Annotated in this window: 19 protein-coding genes and 1 pseudogene; 6 read left to right on the forward strand and 14 right to left on the reverse strand. The window is 72.2% G+C overall.

Annotation, left to right across the window (positions count from 1 at the left end; genetic code table 11):
• Positions 1-60: 60 nt before the first annotated feature.
• The 8 genes from EAO71_RS31650 to EAO71_RS31685 form a co-directional block, all read right to left on the reverse strand.
• On the reverse strand, positions 61-420 hold the full coding sequence (locus tag EAO71_RS31650) for a hypothetical protein (RefSeq protein WP_147981212.1): 360 nt from the start codon (positions 418-420) through the stop codon (positions 61-63).
• A gap of 266 nt (positions 421-686) precedes the next feature.
• Complete coding sequence (locus EAO71_RS31655; RefSeq protein ID WP_147981213.1) at positions 687-1,712, reverse strand: C40 family peptidase; 1,026 nt, start codon at positions 1,710-1,712, stop codon at positions 687-689.
• A gap of 352 nt (positions 1,713-2,064) precedes the next feature.
• Positions 2,065-2,460, reverse strand: a complete 396-nt coding sequence (locus EAO71_RS31660) for a DUF6233 domain-containing protein (protein WP_222723603.1) — start codon at positions 2,458-2,460, stop codon at positions 2,065-2,067.
• A 12-nt stretch (positions 2,461-2,472) separates the two neighbouring features.
• Positions 2,473-2,838 carry a hypothetical protein gene (locus EAO71_RS31665; RefSeq protein WP_147981214.1) on the reverse strand — a complete coding sequence of 122 codons (366 nt, stop codon included), beginning with the start codon at positions 2,836-2,838 and terminating at the stop codon, positions 2,473-2,475.
• Between the two features lie 183 nt (positions 2,839-3,021).
• Positions 3,022-4,368 (reverse strand): C40 family peptidase, encoded by a 1,347-nt coding sequence (locus tag EAO71_RS31670; protein ID WP_187282893.1) that lies wholly within the window; start codon positions 4,366-4,368, stop codon positions 3,022-3,024.
• Positions 4,369-4,552: 184 nt separating this feature from the next.
• A complete protein-coding gene (locus EAO71_RS31675) occupies positions 4,553-4,870 on the reverse strand; it encodes a hypothetical protein (protein WP_147981215.1) in 318 nt (105 codons plus the stop codon).
• A gap of 10 nt (positions 4,871-4,880) precedes the next feature.
• Entirely contained in the window at positions 4,881-5,651 is a 771-nt protein-coding gene (locus tag EAO71_RS31680) for a TetR/AcrR family transcriptional regulator (protein ID WP_147981216.1), read from the reverse strand.
• Between the two features lie 29 nt (positions 5,652-5,680).
• A complete protein-coding gene (locus EAO71_RS31685) occupies positions 5,681-6,616 on the reverse strand; it encodes an AurF N-oxygenase family protein (RefSeq protein WP_147981217.1) in 936 nt (311 codons plus the stop codon).
• 184 nt (positions 6,617-6,800) lie between these two features.
• On the opposite strand from EAO71_RS31685, the gene EAO71_RS31690 reads away from it, so the two are divergent.
• The 4 genes from EAO71_RS31690 (at position 6,801) to EAO71_RS31705 (ending at position 9,182) form a co-directional block, all read left to right on the forward strand.
• Entirely contained in the window at positions 6,801-7,922 is a 1,122-nt protein-coding gene (locus EAO71_RS31690; protein WP_147981218.1) for a ferritin-like domain-containing protein, read from the forward strand.
• A 148-nt stretch (positions 7,923-8,070) separates the two neighbouring features.
• Positions 8,071-8,448 (forward strand): class I SAM-dependent methyltransferase, encoded by a 378-nt coding sequence (locus tag EAO71_RS31695; protein WP_147981219.1) that lies wholly within the window; start codon positions 8,071-8,073, stop codon positions 8,446-8,448.
• A 3-nt stretch (positions 8,449-8,451) separates the two neighbouring features.
• A complete protein-coding gene (locus EAO71_RS31700; RefSeq protein ID WP_147981220.1) occupies positions 8,452-8,820 on the forward strand; it encodes a hypothetical protein in 369 nt (122 codons plus the stop codon).
• 113 nt (positions 8,821-8,933) lie between these two features.
• Positions 8,934-9,182, forward strand: a complete 249-nt coding sequence (locus EAO71_RS31705; protein WP_147981221.1) for a DUF2283 domain-containing protein — start codon at positions 8,934-8,936, stop codon at positions 9,180-9,182.
• A gap of 33 nt (positions 9,183-9,215) precedes the next feature.
• Here the strand turns inward: EAO71_RS31705 and EAO71_RS31710 are convergent, their stop codons facing one another.
• From EAO71_RS31710 to EAO71_RS31725, 4 genes are read right to left on the reverse strand one after another with little or no spacing between them, the layout of a single operon-like run.
• Positions 9,216-10,697, reverse strand: coding sequence for a penicillin-binding transpeptidase domain-containing protein (locus EAO71_RS31710; protein WP_147981222.1), 1,482 nt, complete (start codon positions 10,695-10,697; stop codon positions 9,216-9,218).
• Positions 10,694-12,073, reverse strand: a complete 1,380-nt coding sequence (locus tag EAO71_RS31715; protein ID WP_147981223.1) for an FtsW/RodA/SpoVE family cell cycle protein — start codon at positions 12,071-12,073, stop codon at positions 10,694-10,696. The genes EAO71_RS31710 and EAO71_RS31715 overlap by 4 nt, the downstream gene beginning before the upstream one ends.
• A 56-nt stretch (positions 12,074-12,129) precedes the next feature.
• On the reverse strand, positions 12,130-13,530 hold the full coding sequence (locus tag EAO71_RS31720; RefSeq protein WP_147981224.1) for a sensor histidine kinase: 1,401 nt from the start codon (positions 13,528-13,530) through the stop codon (positions 12,130-12,132).
• Positions 13,527-14,342 (reverse strand): hypothetical protein, encoded by an 816-nt coding sequence (locus EAO71_RS31725; protein WP_147981225.1) that lies wholly within the window; start codon positions 14,340-14,342, stop codon positions 13,527-13,529. Before EAO71_RS31725 ends, EAO71_RS31720 begins: the two co-directional genes overlap by 4 nt.
• Before the next feature lie 51 nt (positions 14,343-14,393).
• Here EAO71_RS31725 and ligD (EAO71_RS31730) point away from each other — a divergent pair.
• Positions 14,394-14,645, forward strand: a pseudogene (gene ligD / locus EAO71_RS31730) (non-homologous end-joining DNA ligase LigD); the annotation flags it as partial.
• A gap of 593 nt (positions 14,646-15,238) precedes the next feature.
• Here ligD (EAO71_RS31730) and EAO71_RS31735 read toward each other — a convergent pair.
• Together EAO71_RS31735 and ligD (EAO71_RS31740) are read right to left on the reverse strand one after the other, a co-directional pair.
• The gene (locus tag EAO71_RS31735) at positions 15,239-16,138 is read right to left on the reverse strand and encodes an ATP-dependent DNA ligase (RefSeq protein WP_261992432.1); all 900 of its coding nucleotides are present in this window, start codon (positions 16,136-16,138) and stop codon (positions 15,239-15,241) included.
• Positions 16,135-17,019 carry a non-homologous end-joining DNA ligase gene (gene ligD / locus EAO71_RS31740; RefSeq protein WP_147981226.1) on the reverse strand — a complete coding sequence of 295 codons (885 nt, stop codon included), beginning with the start codon at positions 17,017-17,019 and terminating at the stop codon, positions 16,135-16,137. Before ligD (EAO71_RS31740) ends, EAO71_RS31735 begins: the two co-directional genes overlap by 4 nt.
• Before the next feature lie 58 nt (positions 17,020-17,077).
• On the opposite strand from ligD (EAO71_RS31740), the gene ku reads away from it, so the two are divergent.
• Positions 17,078-18,148, forward strand: coding sequence for a non-homologous end joining protein Ku (ku, locus tag EAO71_RS31745; protein ID WP_147981227.1), 1,071 nt, complete (start codon positions 17,078-17,080; stop codon positions 18,146-18,148).
• Positions 18,149-18,206: the final 58 nt, after the last annotated feature.

An 18,206-nucleotide genomic window follows, 5' to 3' on the forward strand; every position in this document is an offset into this window, starting at 1 on the left:
GCGGATGTCCGGCCCCCTCCATGCCCGAAGAGAGGGCACCACGGGAGGGATGCGGCCGGGTCAGGAGTAGACGGTGGTCCAGTCACCGCTCTGCGAGGTGGGGACCCACGCGTTCGTGTCCCCGTAGTACGTCGCGAAGGAGCAGGAGTTGTTCTTGTAGAAGGTGACGGTGACCTCCCCCTTCCACCACCAGCCGCCGACATAGGTGTCCTTGCCGGGGGTGGCGAAGCATCCCGATGCCACGTCGCCGTTCTGGTTGGGGCCCTCGACGCGGATGGAGTAGACGAGGCCGCTGTTGTCGTGGAAGTGGATCTGCTGGCCGTTCGACGCGGCCAGCGACTGGCCGGCGGACCCCAGTACTCCGGCGAAGGCCAGGGCGACGGCCCCGCCCGTGGTGGCAGCCTTCTTGATCAGACTCATCTTTTCTCCATGAGAGGGAACTCTGCCCCTTCCTCGCGGGACGCGAGGAGGCATGGAGGCACGGCTGTCACGGGCCGCCGCACTCGATGGTGCGCCGGACGCCAGGCTGGGGGCGGCCCCAGCGCATCCGTTCACGCTCCGGTGTCTCCAGAGCTGAACTTAGGCCCGGGCCGCGCGCGGTGGTGTTCGTGGCGTGCAGGGTCTCTGTGCCGGGCGTGCGTGGGCCGTGCGGCAACCAGGGAGGACGCAGGATGTCCGGGGCGGGGTCAGATGCGGACCGCGGTCTGGTAGCTGCCGATCGTGCTCATCGACTCGTAGCGGACGTAGGCGCCCGGGTACGGGGCGTGCAGCACGGTGTTGTTGCCCGCGTAGAGGCCCACGTGCGAGGTGTTGCTGAAGAAGACCAGGTCGCCCGGCTTCAGCTGGCTGCGCGCGATGCGGGTGCCCTGGGTTATCTGGGTGTACGTGGTGCGGGTGATCTGGACGCCGGCCTGGGCGTACGCCCACTGGGTCAGGCCCGAGCAGTCGAAGGAGTTGGGCCCCGTGGCGGTGCGGACGTACGGCTTGCCCACCCGGGTGGCGGCCTGCCGGAGCGCCTCGGCGCCGAGGGCGGACGCGGGGACCTCGTTGCCGAGTTCGACCCGGTCGCCGGCCGCCCGGCCGGCGCGCTGCTCGTCCTCGGCGATCCTGGCCCGCTCGGCGACCGTCAGGGTGTTGAGCAGCCTCTGGGCCTCGGCGAGCTTGCCCTGGAACTTCTGCTTGTTCCTGCCCAGCGTCTCGCGGACCTCGGCGAGGTCCGCGATCTTCGCCTGCGCCTCCCGACGCTGCTGGCCGAGCGCGCGCTGCTTCGCCTGGATCCTCTGCAGCGACTCCGCCTGCTTGACCGTCACCTGGTCGAGAGCGGATGCCTGGTCGAGGAAGCTGTCCGGGTCCGAGGAGAGCAGCAGCTGGACCGACGGGTCGAGTCCACCGGAGCGGTACTGCGCGGTGGCGAGCAGACCGAGCTCACCACGCAGGGTGTTGAGCTCGCCCTGGCTGCGGGCGACCCGGTCCTGGAGCGTGTCGACCTGCTTCTTGAGCTTGTCCTGCCGCTCCTTGGCGCCGTTGTACTTCTCGGTGGCCTCCTCGGCCTCGTGGTAGAGCTTGTCGACCTTCGCCTTGACCTCGCTCTTGGTCGGCTTGGGGTCGGCGTGGGCCGCCTGGGAGGACAGCGCCACTGCTGCTGTGGCGGTCGCGGTGAGCACGGTCACGCGGGTGCGGCTCGGCTGCTTGGGTCGACGGTGGGACGCCACGAAGGCGAGCTCCTTCTTCCTCGAGCCGCCTACCGGGCTGTGGGGGGAGGGAATCCCCGGCTCCGTGCACGTCACGGACGCGGCGGTTCCTTCGCCGTCACCCCGGATGGGTGATCGATCGCGCGAAGGTTCGAGTTCCGACCTTAGTGACCATCCTGTGATGTGTTCAATCTTCACAAGAAGAATGTCGACACGGGAGCCACTTCTTTACTCATGGTCCACGCGGCGTGGTGACGCCCTGACGGTCCGTTCCCTGATATGCCGTCAAGTGCGGCAATCGTCACCAGACCCCCTCAACCACCTTGATGTGTAAGGGAGATGTGGCGAGCTCCGGCTCGACCCCGACGCGTCGTCAGCTTCCCTTCCCCTGGACGGCGCCACCGCCGGGGAGTCGTCGCGGAGGCGGCTTCTCGATTCCGAGGCCGGCGAGGCTGCCCCAGGGATTGCAGATCTCGCACATCGTCATGCCGGGGAACTCGCGGAGCGCGGTGACGACCTCCTCCGCCCCGAGCAGGCCGGCGCCCGTGTACAGGCCGCAGCCGCCGCGGTGCAGCATCGGCTCGCCCTCCACCGCGCGGGCGGGCTGGATCTTCCACATCATCTCGGCGCGGGCGACGTCCCTCCGGCGCTTCTCCTCCTTCTCCTCGGCCTCCAGCTCCCGGATCGTCCGGTCGGTCTGCGTGAGCTGCCAGCGCAGCCAGTCGCGCAGGGTGCGCTGCTTCGCGAGGCGCTCGGATATCGACAGCACGGCCCGCCCCCGCTACGCCGCGGCGTCGGCGACCGGCGCGGCCTCGGCGGCGCGGTGCCCCTTCAGCGCCATCCGCGCCCCCATGCGCTCGCCGGCGTCCAGCGTGGCCCAGTGCGGATGCGTGGACACCGTGACGGTCAGCTCCCGCACCAGGGCCATGAGGCGGCCGACCTCCGCCTTCTGTTCGTCCGTGTAGCCGGGGCTGGGCTCCCGGCCGCCGGTGGTCTCGCCGGTGTGGGGGTGCTTCGTGCCGGGCCAGCCGTCGGCCGGCTCGACGGACCACGGCAGTGCGCGACACAGCGCCGCGTACTCGGCCCGGGCCTGGTGGAGGCGGAGCTGGGCGTCGACGAGGTCCTGCGGGAAGGGGGAATCAGCCACGACTGAAATGATACGCCTGTTCGAATACCGGCGGCGGTGAGACCCGCCGCACACGCGGCGCGGCTCACCCGATCGGCGGAGGCGGCGAGGCCGCCGGACGCAAGGCGCCGGACGCCGCCGATCACCCGTCCCACCGCCGGGCGAGGGCCTCAAGGCGGGGCGACTCACGGGCGGGGGAGGTGCTCAGCCGGCGTCGAGGCCGGTGTCGGAGTCGGCGGCAGGGGCAGGGACGTCGTCGAGATCCGCGTCGAAGCCGTCGTCCGAGCCGTCCCTGGCGCCGGACGGGAGGTCGGGCGGGGTGAACGAGGACAGCGGCACGCCGGAGGGATCCGGGCGGACCGCGCCGAGCAGGGGGTTCGCCGCGAGAGGGGAGACCTTGACCCGGGCGCCCGGGCGCGGGGCCTGCACGACCAGGCCGCCGCCGAGGTAGATCGCCACGTGGGTCGCCTCGGGGAAGTAGACCACCAGATCCCCGGGCCGCAGCTCGCTCAGCTCCACCTTCGGCAGGGTCCGCCACTGCTCCTGGCTCGTCCGCGGGATCTCCCGGCCCGCGCTCGCCCATGCCTGCGAGGTCAGCCCCGAGCAGTCGTACGCGTCCGGGCCCTCGGCGCCCCAGGAGTAGGGCTTGCCGATCTGGCGGACGGCGAAGCGCAGGGCCGCTCCCCCCTCCGCGGACGGCGTCCGCGTCCCGTCCAGCACGCCGGAGTCCAGCAGGTCGCGCTGCGCGCCCGCGGTCTGCGTCCTCTCGTGCTCGGCCAGGCGTGCGAGCTGGTCCGTCGACAGCGTCGCGAGCAGCCGCTCGACCTCGGCGAGGCGGGTCCGGACGTCGTCCCGCTGCTTCCGCTGCCGCGCGGCCAGCGTCTGCTGCCGGTCCAGCGCGCGGCGGGAGGCGCTCGCCAGGGCGTCCGACTTCTTCTCCGCGTCCTCGAGCCGGCTGAGGGCGGACGCCCGGTCGCGTGCCGCGCGGGCCAGTAGATGCCCTTGGTCCAGGGCGTGCTGAGGGTCGCGGGCGAGCAGCAGCTCCAGGTACGAGGAGAACTCCGAGCGCCCCTGGTACTGCTCCCTCGCCATCCGGCCCGCCGCGTCACGGCCCTGGGCCAGCGCCCTGCGGGCGGCCGTGAGGCCGGCGGTGATCTTCCGGGTGTCGGCGGTCTGGGTCTTGAGGGCCTCTTCGGTGGCGTTGAACGACTCGGTGGCCTGCTCGGCCTGCCGGTAGAGCGTGTGCAGCCGGGTCAGAAGCGTGGCCACGGAGCCCCCGCCGGAGGGCGCGAGTTCCGCGGCGTCGCTGGTGGAGCCCGCCGTCCCGCCCTCGGCCGTGCCGTCGGGAGCGGGGCCGGGGGAGTCGGAGGGGCCGGCCTGTTCGGCCGGGTCCGGGAGGCCCGAGGGGGGCGTCGGTCCGTCCGTCGCCGCCTCCACCGGGGGGTCTCCCGGATCGGCGGCGGCCGGCCCCACTCCTGTGAGGGCGCCCGTCAGGGCCGTCGTCGCCGCGAGCATCCCCGTGCAGACCGTGCGCAGCAGCCTTCCTGACACGTCATCACCTCCATCGAGATGATGAGGGAGAGGACCGGTTAATTCGTCAGATAACCCCACAAAGGGGCGAGACGGCCCAAGGTGCTCACTCGTTCGGCTGGAGCGGCGGCCGGTCCGGCCGCGCCCACCCGCTCACCGACCCGCCCGCCGGCGGCGGGCGGGTCGCTTCCTGCGGTTCGGCCGGTCACGGTCCGGACGACTCCGTTCCGCCAGGACCCGCCTCCGGGTGCGGCGAGGTCCGCGGCTTGGACCACGGCCACTTCAGCTCGTGGCGTGCGCGGCCCTCGGGGGCGTACTCGTACACCCAGCCCCGCGGCAGGCCGAGCCGCTTGGTGTGCCCGGCCGGCTCCCGGCGGTAGGCGTGGACCGTCGGCGGGCCGCCGTCGCCGCCCGGGACCGGCACCTCGTACCACTTGGGCGGATGTCCGGTCGGTCCGACGAGGACGGGCAGCGCCCGGCCGTCCAGGGGGCCGCCGCGAAAGGGGGTGTTCTCGCTTCTCACGCCACCAGTCTCATATGAGGTGTGCGGCCTCGCTCACCACGGGGGTCACCCGACGGGCCAGCGAGCCGACCGGACCCTCCGGGGTCTCCAGTGCCAGGAGCCGCCTGACCACCTCGGCCGTCTCCCCGTCCGTCGCGGCGGTCGCGGCGAGCAGTGCGACGAGGTGGTCGACCAGCCAGTTCCGCAGCTCCTCCGCCGGGGGCTGCTTCTCCTCGTCGAGCCAGATCAGGGAGGCGGCCTCCACGGCCGCGATCCACGTCCGGACCATCATCCGAAGGCGGGCTCCGGGCCGCCCGACGCTGAGGTGGACGAGGATCTGCTCGGCCGCGGACCGCCTCACCTCGTCGACGATGGCGGTGGTCCGGGAGGTCTCGGCGACGCTGCCGCCGCGCAGCAGGGCACTGAACCCGGCGTCGTGCTGGTCGACGAAGGCCAGGTAGCGGTCCAGGACGCGGGCGAGCCGCTCGGTCGGCGGGCCGACGGGCGGCTCGGTGAAGCACCGCTCCAGCGCGTCGGCCGAGGAGCGCAGCGCCGCCTCGTACAGCTGCTGCTTGCCGCCGGGGAAGTAGCGGTAGACGAGCGGCCGGGAGACCCCCGCCGCCTCGGCGACGTCGTCGAGCGAGACGGCGTCCGGGGCGTGGTGCGCGAAGAGCGTCAGTGCCGCGTCGAGGAGCTGGATCCTGCGCTCCTCGACGCTGAGCCGGCGGTACGCGGGCGTCGCCGCCGGCCCCGTCGGCGTGGCCGGGGCGGGGGACGCGGGCGGGACGGGGCTCCTGGTCATGCCCGCAGCGTAACTCCGCCGGGTGGTGCTCAGGCGAGGAGTCCGGAGGACTTCCAGAGCCGCCGCCCCGGGCCGCGCAGGACGCCGATGTCGTCGAGGAAGTCCGTCAGGCGCCGGGCGCCCGACTGCATGACCTCGCGGCGGTGGCCGCTCGCCCTGACCTGGGCCACGGCCTCGCGGCGGTCCAGACCGACGTTCTCGTACACCCGGGGGTTCACGAAGCAGACCGAGAAGACGCGGGCCGCCTCGCCGCAGCTGAGCCGGGTGAACTCCTGCTCCCAGCGCGGCGCGGTCACCATCTGGCGCCGCAGCTCCTCGCGGGCGTACCGGACGTGCCGGGCCTCCTCGACCACGTGGATGCGCGTCACCCCGCGCACCAGCGTCTGCACCCGCTCGTCCGGGAACGTCAGCCGCTGCATCCAGTCCAGGATCTCCTCGCCGAGGAGCGTCGCGGCGAAGGAGCCGGGAGTGGTGGAGACGGTCTTCAGCACGCGGGCGAGGTTGTGGTAGATCCGCGGCACGGGGTACGCGGGCGCGCCGCCCTTCTCGATCATCCGGGCGAACATCATCGAGTGCCGGCACTCGTCCGCGATCTCGGTGAGCGCGTAGCGCACGTGCTTGCTGGTGACGGACTTGTCGTAGATGTGCCGGACGAGCAGCTGCATCAGGATGATCTCGAACCAGATGCCGAGCGAGGCGAGCGAGGCCGCCTCGTGGCGGGCGAGGTCCATCCGCTGCTCCTCGGACATCCGCCGCCACATCGGGGTGTCGTAGAGGGACACCAGCTCCGGCGGCCAGAACCACTTGCCCTCCTCGACCGGTGCCTCCCAGTCGAGTTCGGTCTCGGGGTCGAAGGAGTGCTTCAGGGAGGACTCCAGGAGCCGCTCGGCGACCTGCTCCCGGTCGCGGAGGGGGCCGAGGGCGTCCCGGAGGAGGGTGAGGTCCTKCTCGGTCAGTGCGGTCATGGCTGGAGAGCACCTCGCTGTGGGCTCGCGGTCGCGTGACGGGAGGTCATTACCGGCGGTCGCCTCTTATGAGACTGCTCGTCAGCAAGCCCGTCAATCCCCTGTGCGCGACTTGTTGACCGAGTGTCTAGCAAGGTGTCAGCCTGCCGGACAGGACCACCTCCGGTGAACGAAGGAGTCGTCAGTGTCGACGCGCGACCTTTACACGAAAGCCCCGGAAGACCCCATCTGGCCCGTTCCGGCGTCCGGTTCGGCCCGCTTCAACTGGGAGTACGACGACGGTCGCGACCGTCTCCTCGCGCTCTACCAGAAGGGCAAGGACAAGCAGTGGGACGGCGCCACCCGCATCGACTGGGACCTGGAGGTCGACCCGTACGACCCGCTGGGAACCCCGGACGACGTGCTGACCCTCCACGGCACCCGCCACTGGGACCGCATGACCGAGAAGGACAAGGGCGACCTGCGACGGCACTACGCCGCCTGGCAGTTCAGCCAGTTCCTGCACGGCGAGCAGGGCGCGATGGTCTGCGCGGCCCGGATCGTCGAGTCCGTTCCCGACCTGGACGCCAAGTTCTACTCCGCGACGCAGACGATGGACGAGGCCCGGCACGCCGAGATCTACGGCCGCTTCCTGCACGAGAAGATCGGGATGCTCTACCCGATCAACGACAACCTCCAGGGCCTCCTCGGCGACACCCTCCGGGACTCGCGCTGGGACATGCCGTACCTCGGCATGCAGGTGCTGATCGAGGGCCTCGCGCTCGCCGCGTTCGGGATGATCCGCGACACGACCGACAAGCCGCTGCCGAAGCAGATCCTGGCCTACGTCATGCAGGACGAGGCCCGGCACGTCGCCTTCGGGCGGATGGCCCTGCGCGACTACTACCGGCAGCTGTCGGACGCGGAACTCCGGGAACGCGAGGAGTTCGTCATCGAGGGCTGCCACCTGATGCGGGACCGGCTGCGCGGGGTCGAGGTCCTGGAGAACTTCGGCATCCCGAAGCAGGAGGCCGAACAGCTCAGCGAGGAGAGCGAGTTCCTGCACCTCTTCCGCAAGCTGCTGTTCAGCAGGATCGTGCCGTGCGTGAAGGACATCGGACTCTGGGGGCCGCGCCTGCAGAAGGCGTACGTGGACATGGGCGTCCTCGACCTCGGCGACTCCGATCTGGACCTGCTGATGACCCAGGACGAGGAGATCGCGGAGCGACTGGACCGTGAACGCTTCGCCGTGGAGGAGCGGGAACGGGTCGAGGAGGTCGCGGAGGCGATCGCGCAGGGCGGCGCCGACGGAGCCGAGGGGGACTGAGAGTCCCGCGCCGGACGCGGCCCGCGACAGGTCCGGCGCCCGCACCTCCGCCGGCTCCCCGCACCTCCGCGAACCCCCGCCGGCCTTGTCGGCGGTTCTCTTGGCCTGTTCGGCTGCCTTTTTCTTCGCTCTCTGTGCGGCTTCCTTCTTGGCCTTCTCGATCGCCGCCTTCTTGGCTCTCAACCCGGGGCACCCTGACGTCCGACAGGCCGACGCGAGCAACCTGCCCTTCGACGACGGCACCTTCAGTACAGTTCATGCCGTCAATCCGTTCGGATTCAATCCGGTGTCGTCCGAGACGGCTCGTGTGATGCAGCGAGGCGGCATCCTGATCGTTTCGGCCGCCAAGGCGAACAAGTTCAGGAAGATCAGCGAGGAGGCCATGCGTGAAGCAGGCTTCGAGTTGGTCAGCTCCGGGACCGGAGTCCACCCCGACCATCTGTTCGGTGTCATGCGGCGCGCAGACGGTGGGGAGATCGATCCGACGAAGATCGCCTACGAGCATCGCGTGTACAGGAGGTTGTGATCCGTGGACGTTGAGGACGTCATGGATTTCCTGGTCGAGCACCGGGCCCCGAACGTCGTTCCCGGGTACGTGTCCGAGCAACTGCTCTCCATGTCGTGGATCATCGACGCCGCAGACGTCGCACGGATCACCGAGCGGGCGAGGCAGTGGCTGAAGTCGGACGATCCGTTCCGCGTGGAAGTCGCGATCGGAATGGAGAACGAGACGTACCTGGCCGACTCCTGGGAGGAGATCGCGGAACTGGCGGAGCCTCTCAAGGAGAAGTTCCCGGCCATGGCCGCTGACATCGACGCCTGGATGGCGCGGGCCGAACCCTCCTACCAGCGGAGGAAGAACCGGAGCTTCTTCGAGTCCGGTCCCGAGGAAGCCTGACGATCCCTCGGTCCCATGAGGAAGAGTGCTGCCCACCGGATCAACTCCGGTGGGCAGCACTCTTTGCTTTCCCGGCGCCGAGACCGCGTCGATCCGATCAGGAAGGAGACGCCATGACCCACCTGAAGGTCACCTACGACGCCGAGGCGAACGCCGCGTATCTCTACTTCACCGATCCCGCGGCGCCGCCCACGAAGGTGGCGCACATGTATCCGTGCGATCCCGACCGGGTCGACGGCATGATCAACCTCGACTTCGACGGGGACATGCGCCTCCTCGGTGTCGAGGTGCTGGACGCGCGTGCGAAGTTGCCGCAGTACCTGCTCGACGCGGCCGAGCCGCTGAACAGGGGCAACGCCTGAGCGCGGGGGGCGCCGGGGAAACCTGCGACGTTCCTACGGACGCCCCCGCCCCGTCGCCTCCAGGTGGAGTGCCTCGGCCATCACCGCGCGGGCGATCGGGGCCGCGCTGCCGCCGCCGCTGATGTCCGTGCGGCTCGCCTCCGCGTCCTCGATCACCACCGCCACCGCCACCGCCGGCTGGGCGGAGTCCTTCGCCTGGGCCCAGGCGATGAACCAGGCGTACGGGGTGCCCGTGTTGCCGAAGCCGTGCTGGGCCGTGCCCGTCTTGCCGCCGACGATCGCCTCCGGGATCGCCGCGTTCGTGCCCGTGCCCTCCTCGACCGCCTTCACCATCAGGCGCTGGAGCTGCGTGGCCGTCGAGGGGCGCATCGCCTGGCGGTAGCTGCTGCGGCCCGTCGTGTCGACCGTGCGGCCGCCCGAGGTCGTGGTGCGGTCGACCAGGTGCGGGGCCGCGATCTCGCCGTTGTTCGCGACCGCCGCCGCCACCATCGCCATCTGGAGCGGTGTCGCCGTCGTGTCGAACTGGCCGATCGACGACAGCGCCAGCTGGTCGTCGCTCATCTCGCGGTCGAAGTTCGACTTGGCCACCCACGACGGCACCCGCAGGCCCGTGTCGTTGAAGCCGAAGCCACCCACGGTGTCCAGCATCCCGGTGAGGCCCACCTTCACCCCGAGCCCGGCCATCACCGTGTTGCACGACCACTGGATGGCGTACGCGAGCGAGGCGTCCGCGCAGCCCTTCGCCTCGTTCGGCAGCACCTGGCGGGTGCCCGGCAGCACGAAGGGGTCCGGGGTGTCCGTCGGCGCGTCGACGTCCCTCACCACGCCCGCGTCCAGGGCCGCCGCCGCCGTCACGATCTTGAAGGTGGAGCCGGGCGGGTAGGTCTGGCGCAGCGCCCGGTTCAGCATCGGCTGGTGCGGCGAGGTGTTCAGTCGCGCCCAGGCGTCCTTGACCTCCCGGCCCGTTCCGGAGAGGACGCCGGGGTCGTACGAGGGCGAGCTGACCAGGGTGAGGATCTTCCCGGTCGACGGCTCGATCGCCGCGACCGCGCCCCGCTTGCCCTCCAGGCCCCGGTAGGCGGCCTCCTGCATCGAGGCCCGGATGGTGGTCAGTACGGTGCCGCCCGGGTTCCGGGCCCGGCTGACGTCGTTCCAGAACGGCAGCGGCGCCAGCATCGGGTCCGTGCCGGCCAGGACGGAGTCCTCGGCGTTCTCCAGCAGCGTCGTGCCGTAGGTCTGGGAGGCGTAGCCGGTCACGGGCGCGTACAACGGGCCCTGGGTGTAGGTCCGTTCGTAGCGCAGCTGCTGTCCGCTGTCCCGCGAGCCGGTCACCGGCCGGCCGTCGACCTTGATGGTGCCGCGCGGCTGGCCGTAGCGGGCGATGGCGATGCGCCGGTTGGCCGGGTTCTCGTCCAGTTCGTCGGCCTCGATGACCATCACCCGCGCGGCGTTGACCAGCAGGGCCACGAGGAGGACGAGGCACAGCCCGGCGGCGCGCCGGATGTACGGGATCACCGGGCGTCCTCCGCGACCGGTGCGACGATCCCGGTCTCCACGGTCTCGGGGTGCGGCGCGCGGGCCGAGTCGCTGAGCCGGATCAGCAGGGCCACGATGACCCAGTTGGTGACGACGGACGAGCCGCCCTGCGCCAGGAACGGCATCGCCATCCCGGTCAGCGGGATCAGTCCCATCACCCCGCCCGCGATCACGAACACCTGGAGCGCCAGGATCGAGGCGAGGCCGATCGCGAGCAGCCGGCCGAAGGGGTCGCGCAGTGCGAGCCCGGCGCGGAAACCGCGGGCGACGAGCAGCGCGTACAGCAGGAACAGGGCGGTCAGGCCGACCAGTCCGAGTTCCTCGCCCGCCGTCGCGAGGATGAAGTCGGACTTGGCGGCGAACCCGATGAGGACCGAGTGCCCGAGCCCGAGGCCGGTACCGAGCATCCCGCCGGCGGCGAAGGAGAAGAGCGACTGCGCGAGCTGGCTCGGCCCGTCGCCCGCCTCGATGGAGGCGTAGGGGTGCAGCCAGTCCTCGACCCGGGTGTGCACGTGCGGTTCGAGGGAGCCGACCGCGAAGGCGCCCACGCCCGCGAGCAGCAGGCCGACCGCGATCCAGCCCGTCCGGCCCGTCGCCACGTACAGCATGATCACGAAGAGGCCGAAGAAGAGCAGGGAGGTGCCCAGGTCGCGCTCCAGCACCAGGACCCCGACGCTGATCACCCAGATCGCCACGATCGGGCCGAGCACCCGGCCGGTGGGCAGTTGGAGCCGCCAGATCCTGCGGCCGGTGTACGCCAGCGCGTTGCGGTTGGCGGCGAGGTACGCGGCGAAGAACACCGCGAGCAGGATCTTGGCGAACTCGCCCGGCTGGAAGGACAGTCCGGCGACCCGGATCCAGATCCGGGCGCCGTTCACCGCGGGGAAGAAGATCGGCACGAGCATCAGGGCCAGGGCGGTGGCCACGGAGAGGTACGCGTACCGCTGGAGCACCCTGTGGTCGCGCAGCAGGACGACCGCGGCGATGAACAGGCCCACGCCCAGCGTCGACCAGTCGAGCTGGGTCGGGGCGGCGGTGTCGCCGGGCGTCTCCAGGTCGAGCCGGTAGATCAGCACCAGACCCAGGCCGTTGAGGAGCACGGCGATGGGCAGCAGCAGCGGGTCGGCGTACGGGGCGCGGAAGCGGACCGCGAGATGGGCGAGGAGCGCGAGCAGGCCGAGTCCGGCGCCGTAGCGGGCGGCGTCCGGGGGGACGGCTCCGTACCGGGCGAGGCCGACCTCGGCGTAGCCGAGGACGGAGACGAGGACGGCGCAGACGAGGAGGGAGAGTTCCACGCCGCGGCGCTTCGGGTTGCGTAGCCCGGGCGGGGGAGCGTCCGCTCGCGTTGCGGTCATGGTCCGCAACGTAGCAAGCAGTAAGCCTTATGTCCCTTTTGTGTGACGGTGTGCCGTCAGCCCTCGGGATCGTCGCGGTCGTCGGGGTCGTCGGGACGGCCGTGGGGGTCGGGACGGTCGTCGGAGTCGTCGCGGTCGTCGAAGCGTACGTACTCCGGCAGGGTCAGGCGCGCGAGTGCCCCGCCGCCGTCCGGACCGCCCGGGCCGTCGGGGCTGCCCGGGCCGCTCGCGTCGTCCGGGCCGTCGGTCGTGCGCGGCACGTTCGCGAAGACCAGTTCGGCGCCGATCACCTCCGCCTGCCCGGCCGCGATCGTCAGGCCGAGGCCGTGGCCCTTGCCGCCGCTCTCCGTGCGGAAGCGCTGGGGCCCGTCCTGGATCAGGTACGCCGGGTACCCCGCACCGTGGTCCCGCACCGACACGACCGGTCCGTCCACGGTCAGCACGACCGGCGGCGCGCCGTGCCGGTGGGCGTTCGCGACGAGGTTGCCGAGCACCCGCTCCAGGCGCCGGCGGTCCGTCTCGACCGTCGCGTCCCGCACGATCCGCACCTCGGTCGGCGTGCCGGAGGCGCGCACCACCCGCTCCGCCAGTGGCCCGAGCTCGTGCACGGCGAGATCCACCGTCTCGGTGCCCGCGTCGAGGCGCGAGATCTCCAGCAGGTCCTCGGTCAGCGCCCGCATCGCGCGCACCCGGTCCCGTACGAGCTCCGAGGGGCGGCCCTCCGGCAGGAGTTCGGCGGCGGCCGAGAGCCCCGTCAGCGGGGTGCGCAGCTCGTGGGCGACGTCGGCGGTGAAGCGCTGCTCGCTCTGGAGCTTGCGCTGGAGCGAGGACGCCATGGTGTCCAGTGCCCCGGAGACCGCCGCCACCTCGTCCTCGGTGCGCGAGGGGTCGCGCGTGCGGGGGTCGTCGACCCGGGCGTCGAGGTCGCCGGCGCTGATCCGCCGGGCCACCTGGGCCGTGAGGTGCAGCCGCCGGGTGACCCGCGTGACCGCGAACGCGCCGACGAGCAGGGTCAGCCCGATGGCCAGCACCGAGGAGCCGAGGATCGAGCGGTCGAGTCCGGCGATCGTCTCCGCGCCGGTCGTGTAGTCCGTCCGTACGGCCAGGGCGCGGCCGTCGGCGGGGCCGGCCGCCCACATCGTCGGCCGTCCGTCGGCGTCGGCGACCACCGTCCCCCGCTCGCCGCCCACGGCGAGCGCGCGCAGCGCGGCGGGCAGGGCCGCCGGGTCGACGCCGGCGAACCGGGGGAGGGGTTCGCCCGCCTCGTACGCCCGGGTGGCCGTGGCGAGCCGTGCCAGGGCCCGCTCGCGCGCGTCGTCGACGGTCCGGCGGGTCACCGAGACGTGCACGAGGGTGCCCAGGATCGCCGCGAGGGCGCAGCACATCACGGTGATGAAGACGGCGGACTTCCAGGTGAGCGTCGCCGTCCACGCGGGCAGCCGCGGCCGGGACTTCACGGGCGGTCCCCGAACGGGGCGAGCGCCTCGGGGTCGAGGGCCCCGGACCCGGTGGGCGCGGGCGGCCCGGACGAGGTGGCGGCGGGTCCGGGCGTGGGCGTGGGTTCGACGAAGTTCGGCTCGGGCGCGGGCGAGGCGGACGCGCCGCGCGGCTTCACCCGGACGATCTCGTCGCGGGTCGCCAGCATCGCTCCCTGCTCCTCGTCCCAGGTCCAGGCGGTGCGGTACTCGTACCCCGGGATGCCGGCCGAGCTGGTCCGCATGACGAGGTCCCGGCCCGCCAGATCCACGCTGACCACCTGGTCGACGGTCGACATGATCCGGGTGAGGCCGCCGTTCTCGGCGAGGTAGACCCGCACGCCGACCTGCTGCTCGGGCATCCGGATCCCGACGATCAGCTCGTCGCGGCCGTTGCCGGTCAGGTCCCGGTAGTAGGGGCGCATCACGGGGCAGGCCGTGGGCTGCTCCGTGCAACGGCCGATCTTCGCGGCGGTCTCGGCGTACAGCCCGTCGGGGCCGCTGTACGTGCGGGGGTGCGCCTTCACCTCGGCCTGGACCACGGCCACGGCGTCGACGCGGTGGACGTCGTTGTCCGGGGCCTCAATGCCGGGGACGCGCTGGGTCTCGGTCTCGCCGTAGTCGAAGGGCGGGGCGGTCGCGGGCGGCAGAGCGGGCCAGAGCCGGACCGGGCCCACGGCGGTCGGGGTGGCTCCCGCGCTGCTCAGGCCGCCCTCGTCGCCGCACCCGGTGAGGGTGGGCAGCGCCACGGCCAGCAGGGCCGCGGCGGCGAGGGGCGGACCGAGCGGTCTCACGGATTCCTCCGGGTCGGGTCGTACGGGCGCCGGGCCGGTGGGTGCCGGGCGCTGCACTACTACGCCACCGTGTCCGCCGTGCTCCTCCCCCACCTTCGCGACCGGCCGGTGTCGTTCCTGCGCTATCCCGACGGACCGGACGGGCAGCTCTTCTTCACCAAGAACCCGCCGCCCGGCACGCCCGCCTGGGTGAAGACCACCCCGGTGCCGCGCTCCGAGGACCCCCGCGCCCGCCAGGTGATGATCCAGGACCTGCCCTCGCTGATGTGGGCGGCGGGGGCGACGCCCGCGTGGACGAGCGAGCGGCTGGGGCTGCCGATCCCGGCCGGGGCCGCGGACCGGCGGGCCGGCTACAAGTCCGGGGAGCGGTACGACACCGGGCTGCTCAGCTTCACCCTGCCGACGCGGGAGGCGACGGCGTACCTCGCGCCCCTCACCCCCAAGGGCACCCGGCTGATCCGCAACACCGAACCCCAGGGCGCGGACTTCAGCCGCGCCGACGGCTTCGCGCATCTCGGGCTCCCCGAGCCCGAGACCCTCGTCGAGGGTCTGCTGCACGGTGACGCCTGTCCGGGGGCGGCCGCCGTGCCGGACGACGCCGACCCGGCGGACGTCGATCCGGGAATGTGCGCCGAGGTGTACGCCCATGAGGTCGTACCCGGCACCACGCGCCTCTACCTGAGGTCCACGTTCGAATCCGGCCGGACCCCGCCCCCCGGGGTGCCCACGACCGCGCCGTAGGGGCGTGCGTTCTCCGGGAGCGCATCGCCGTACTCGCACACCGCACTCCCGCCGGACTCGCGCGTACGGCCAGGTCCTGTCCGGGCGATCTTGCAGGATCGGCCCGCGGCGGCACCGGTGCGCTCCACGGAGTCCGCCCCGCGCCCGGCCCCCCCTCAGCCCTCCGCGCGGATCCGTACGAAGCGGGCCGTCTCGTGGCGGCCCGCGGCCTGGCGGAGTTCCACGAGCAGGGGGTCGGCCAGCAGYCGCACCGGTCCCGCGTCCGGGTGGTCCGGGTGGACGGCCGGTTCATCCAGGAGGTCCCCGACCAGCTCGGCGACCTGGCGCGACTGGGGCGGGGTGAGCCGCGGCGAGGTCTGTACGGTCCGGCCGTCGGGCAGGGCCACGAGGAGGGCGCGGGGGCGTTCGGGCGGGCCGTAGATCCCGAGGAGCGTGCCGTCCCGGGTGTCCGCGTGCCGGATCTTGCGCCAGGACCAGGTGCCGCCGGGGCGGTAGGCCGAGTCCAGGGCCTTGGCCACGATTCCCTCGACCCCCACCGCCCGCAGGTCGCGGAACCACACGCGGGCGGTCTCCTCGTCCTGCGTCGCCAGTACGCGCTGGAGCGGTGGCACCGCGTCCGCCAGCGCGGCCCCCAGCAGATCCCAGCGCTCCCGCAGCGGGAGGGTGCGGACGTCCCGGCCGGGCAGGGCGAGGACGTCGAAGGCGACGTACGAGACGGGGACGCCCAGCCGGGCCCGGTCGCCGGGCGAGCGCAGCAGGTCGGTGAAGCTGAGCCTGCCCTCGCGGTACGCGCACAGCTCGCCGTCGAGGACGGTGCCCTCCGGCAGCTGGGCCCGCAGCTGTGCGGCGATCCCGGGGAACTCGCGCGAGAGGTCGCGCTGCGAGCGGGACTGCAGGAAGACCCGCCCGTCCTCCAGCACGAAGGCGAGGGCCCGGAAGCCGTCGAGCTTGAGGGAGTACTGCAGCCCGCCCGGCACGCTGCCCTGCGCCGGGATCTCGTCGGCCGCCCGGGGGCGCATGACGCCGACCGGAGGCCGGAGGACGACGGTGCTCACGGCAGGGCCCCCGCCCGGTCGGGGTCGAGGAGCGGCGCGAGGAGGTCCCCGTACCGCTCCAGACGTGGCGCGATGTCGTCCATGAGCAGGACCAGCTCCGCCGGGGCCCGGCAGGCCGACACCTCGTCCCAGGTCACCGGCGCGGAGGCGGTCGGCCGCTCCCTGGCGCGCAGGGTGTAGGGCGTCGCGGTGGTCTTGGCGGCGGCGTTCTGGCTGAAGTCGACGAAGACCTTGCCGGTCCGCAGGGCCCGGTTCATCCGGTGCAGGACGAGCGAGGGGTGGTCGGCCTCGGCCTGGACGGCGAGCTGCTTCGCGTACGCCGAGACCTGCTCGGACGGTGTCGGCTCCAGTGGCACCAGCAGATGCAGGCCCTTGGACCCGGAGGTCTTGGCGAAGGCCTCCAGCCCGTCGGCCGCGAGCCGCTCACGCAGCCAGAGCGCCACACGGCAGCACTCCACCACGGTCGCGGGCGGTCCCGGGTCGAGGTCGAGGACGAGCCGGTCGGCGACCGCGGGCGCCTCGGCCCGCCACTGGGGCGTGTGGAACTCCACGACGAGGTTCGCCGCCCACATCAGCGAGGGCAGGTCCTGGATCATCACCTGGCGGGCGCGGGGGTCCTCGGAGCGCGGCACCGGGGTGGTCTTCACCCAGGCGGGCGTGCCGGGCGGCGGGTTCTTGGTGAAGAAGAGCTGCCCGTCCGGTCCGTCGGGATAGCGCAGGAACGACACCGGCCGGTCGCGAAGGTGGGGGAGGAGCACGGCGGACACGGTGGCGTAGTAGTGCAGCAGCTCGCCCTTGGTGGTGCCGGTGGCCGGGTGGAGGACCTTGTGCAGGTTGCTGAGCGACAGCCGCCGCCCCTCCACCTCCGTGATCGGCGTCATACGATGAGAATCCCACGAATCGGGCACTCTCGTTCAATCACGGAGAAAGGGAATAAACGTGCGATCCATCTGGAACGGCGCCATTTCCTTCGGCCTGGTCAGCATCCCGATCAAGCTGGTCAACGCCACCGAGAGCCGGTCCGTGTCCTTCCGCCAGATCCACGCCGAGGACGGCGGCCGGATCCGCTACCGCAAGGTGTGCGAGCTGGACGGCGAGGAGGTCTCCCAGGCGGAGATCGGCAAGGCCTACGAGGACGCCGACGGGACCATGATCCCGATCACCGACGAGGACCTGGCGTCCCTGCCGCTGCCGACCGCCCGGACCATCGAGATCGTGTCCTTCGTCCCGGCCGGCGAGATCGACCCGCTCCAGATGGACGCGGCCTACTACCTCTCGGCCAACGGCGTCCCCGCCGCCAAGCCGTACACCCTGCTGCGCGAGGCGCTCAAGCGCAGCGACAAGGTGGCGGTGGCGAAGTACGCCCTGCGCGGGCGGGAACGGCTCGGGATGCTCCGGGTCGTGGACGACGTCATCGCGATGCACGGGCTGCTCTGGCCCGACGAGATCCGCGCGCCCGAGGGGGTCGCCCCGGAGTCGCCCGTCGCGGTGCGCGAGGCCGAACTCGACCTGGCCGACGCGCTGATGGCCACACTGGGAGAGGTCGACCTGAGCTCCCTGCACGACGACTACCGCGAGGCGGTCGAGGAGATGATCGCGGCCAAGGCGGAGGGCGGCGAGGGGGTGGCGCCCCCGGAGCCCGACAAGGAGGGCGGCGGCCAGGTCATCGACCTGATGGCGGCGCTGGAGAGCAGCGTCAAGGCGGCGAAGGAGGCCCGGGGCGAGGCGCCGTCCGAGGCCTCGGTGACGGAGCTGAAGGGGCGCAAGACCGCCTCGCGGTCGTCGCGGTCGACACCGAAGGAGACGGACGCCAAGAAGTCGACGGCGAAGACCGCGGCGAAGAAGACGGCGGCGCCCGCGCGGAAGTCGACGGCGAAGACGGCCGCCAAGAAGACGGCGGCGAAGAAGACGGCGGCCACGAAGAGCACGTCGACGGCGAAGAGCACGTCGAAGACCGCCGCGAAGAAGCAGCAGGCGAAGAAGGCGACCCCGCGCAAGCGCAGCGCGTGAGCCGCCGGGCGGGCTGAGGCGGGCGGCTCACGCGCTGCGCTTGCGCGGGGTCGCCTTC

Source organism: Streptomyces sp. MS191, from assembly GCF_008042125.1.
In the GTDB taxonomy this organism is placed as follows: Bacteria; Actinomycetota; Actinomycetes; order Streptomycetales; family Streptomycetaceae; genus Streptomyces.

Coding starts and splice junctions, on each gene's coding strand:
- EAO71_RS31650 (WP_147981212.1), bottom strand. CDS start 420: ATGAGTCTGATCAAGAAGGCTGCCACCACGGGCGGGGCCGTCGCCCTG.
- EAO71_RS31680 (WP_147981216.1), bottom strand. CDS start 5,651: ATGACCAGGAGCCCCGTCCCGCCCGCGTCCCCCGCCCCGGCCACGCCG.
- EAO71_RS31705 (WP_147981221.1), top strand. CDS start 8,934: ATGACCCACCTGAAGGTCACCTACGACGCCGAGGCGAACGCCGCGTAT.
- EAO71_RS31715 (WP_147981223.1), bottom strand. CDS start 12,073: ATGACCGCAACGCGAGCGGACGCTCCCCCGCCCGGGCTACGCAACCCG.
- ligD (WP_147981226.1), bottom strand. CDS start 17,019: ATGACGCCGATCACGGAGGTGGAGGGGCGGCGGCTGTCGCTCAGCAAC.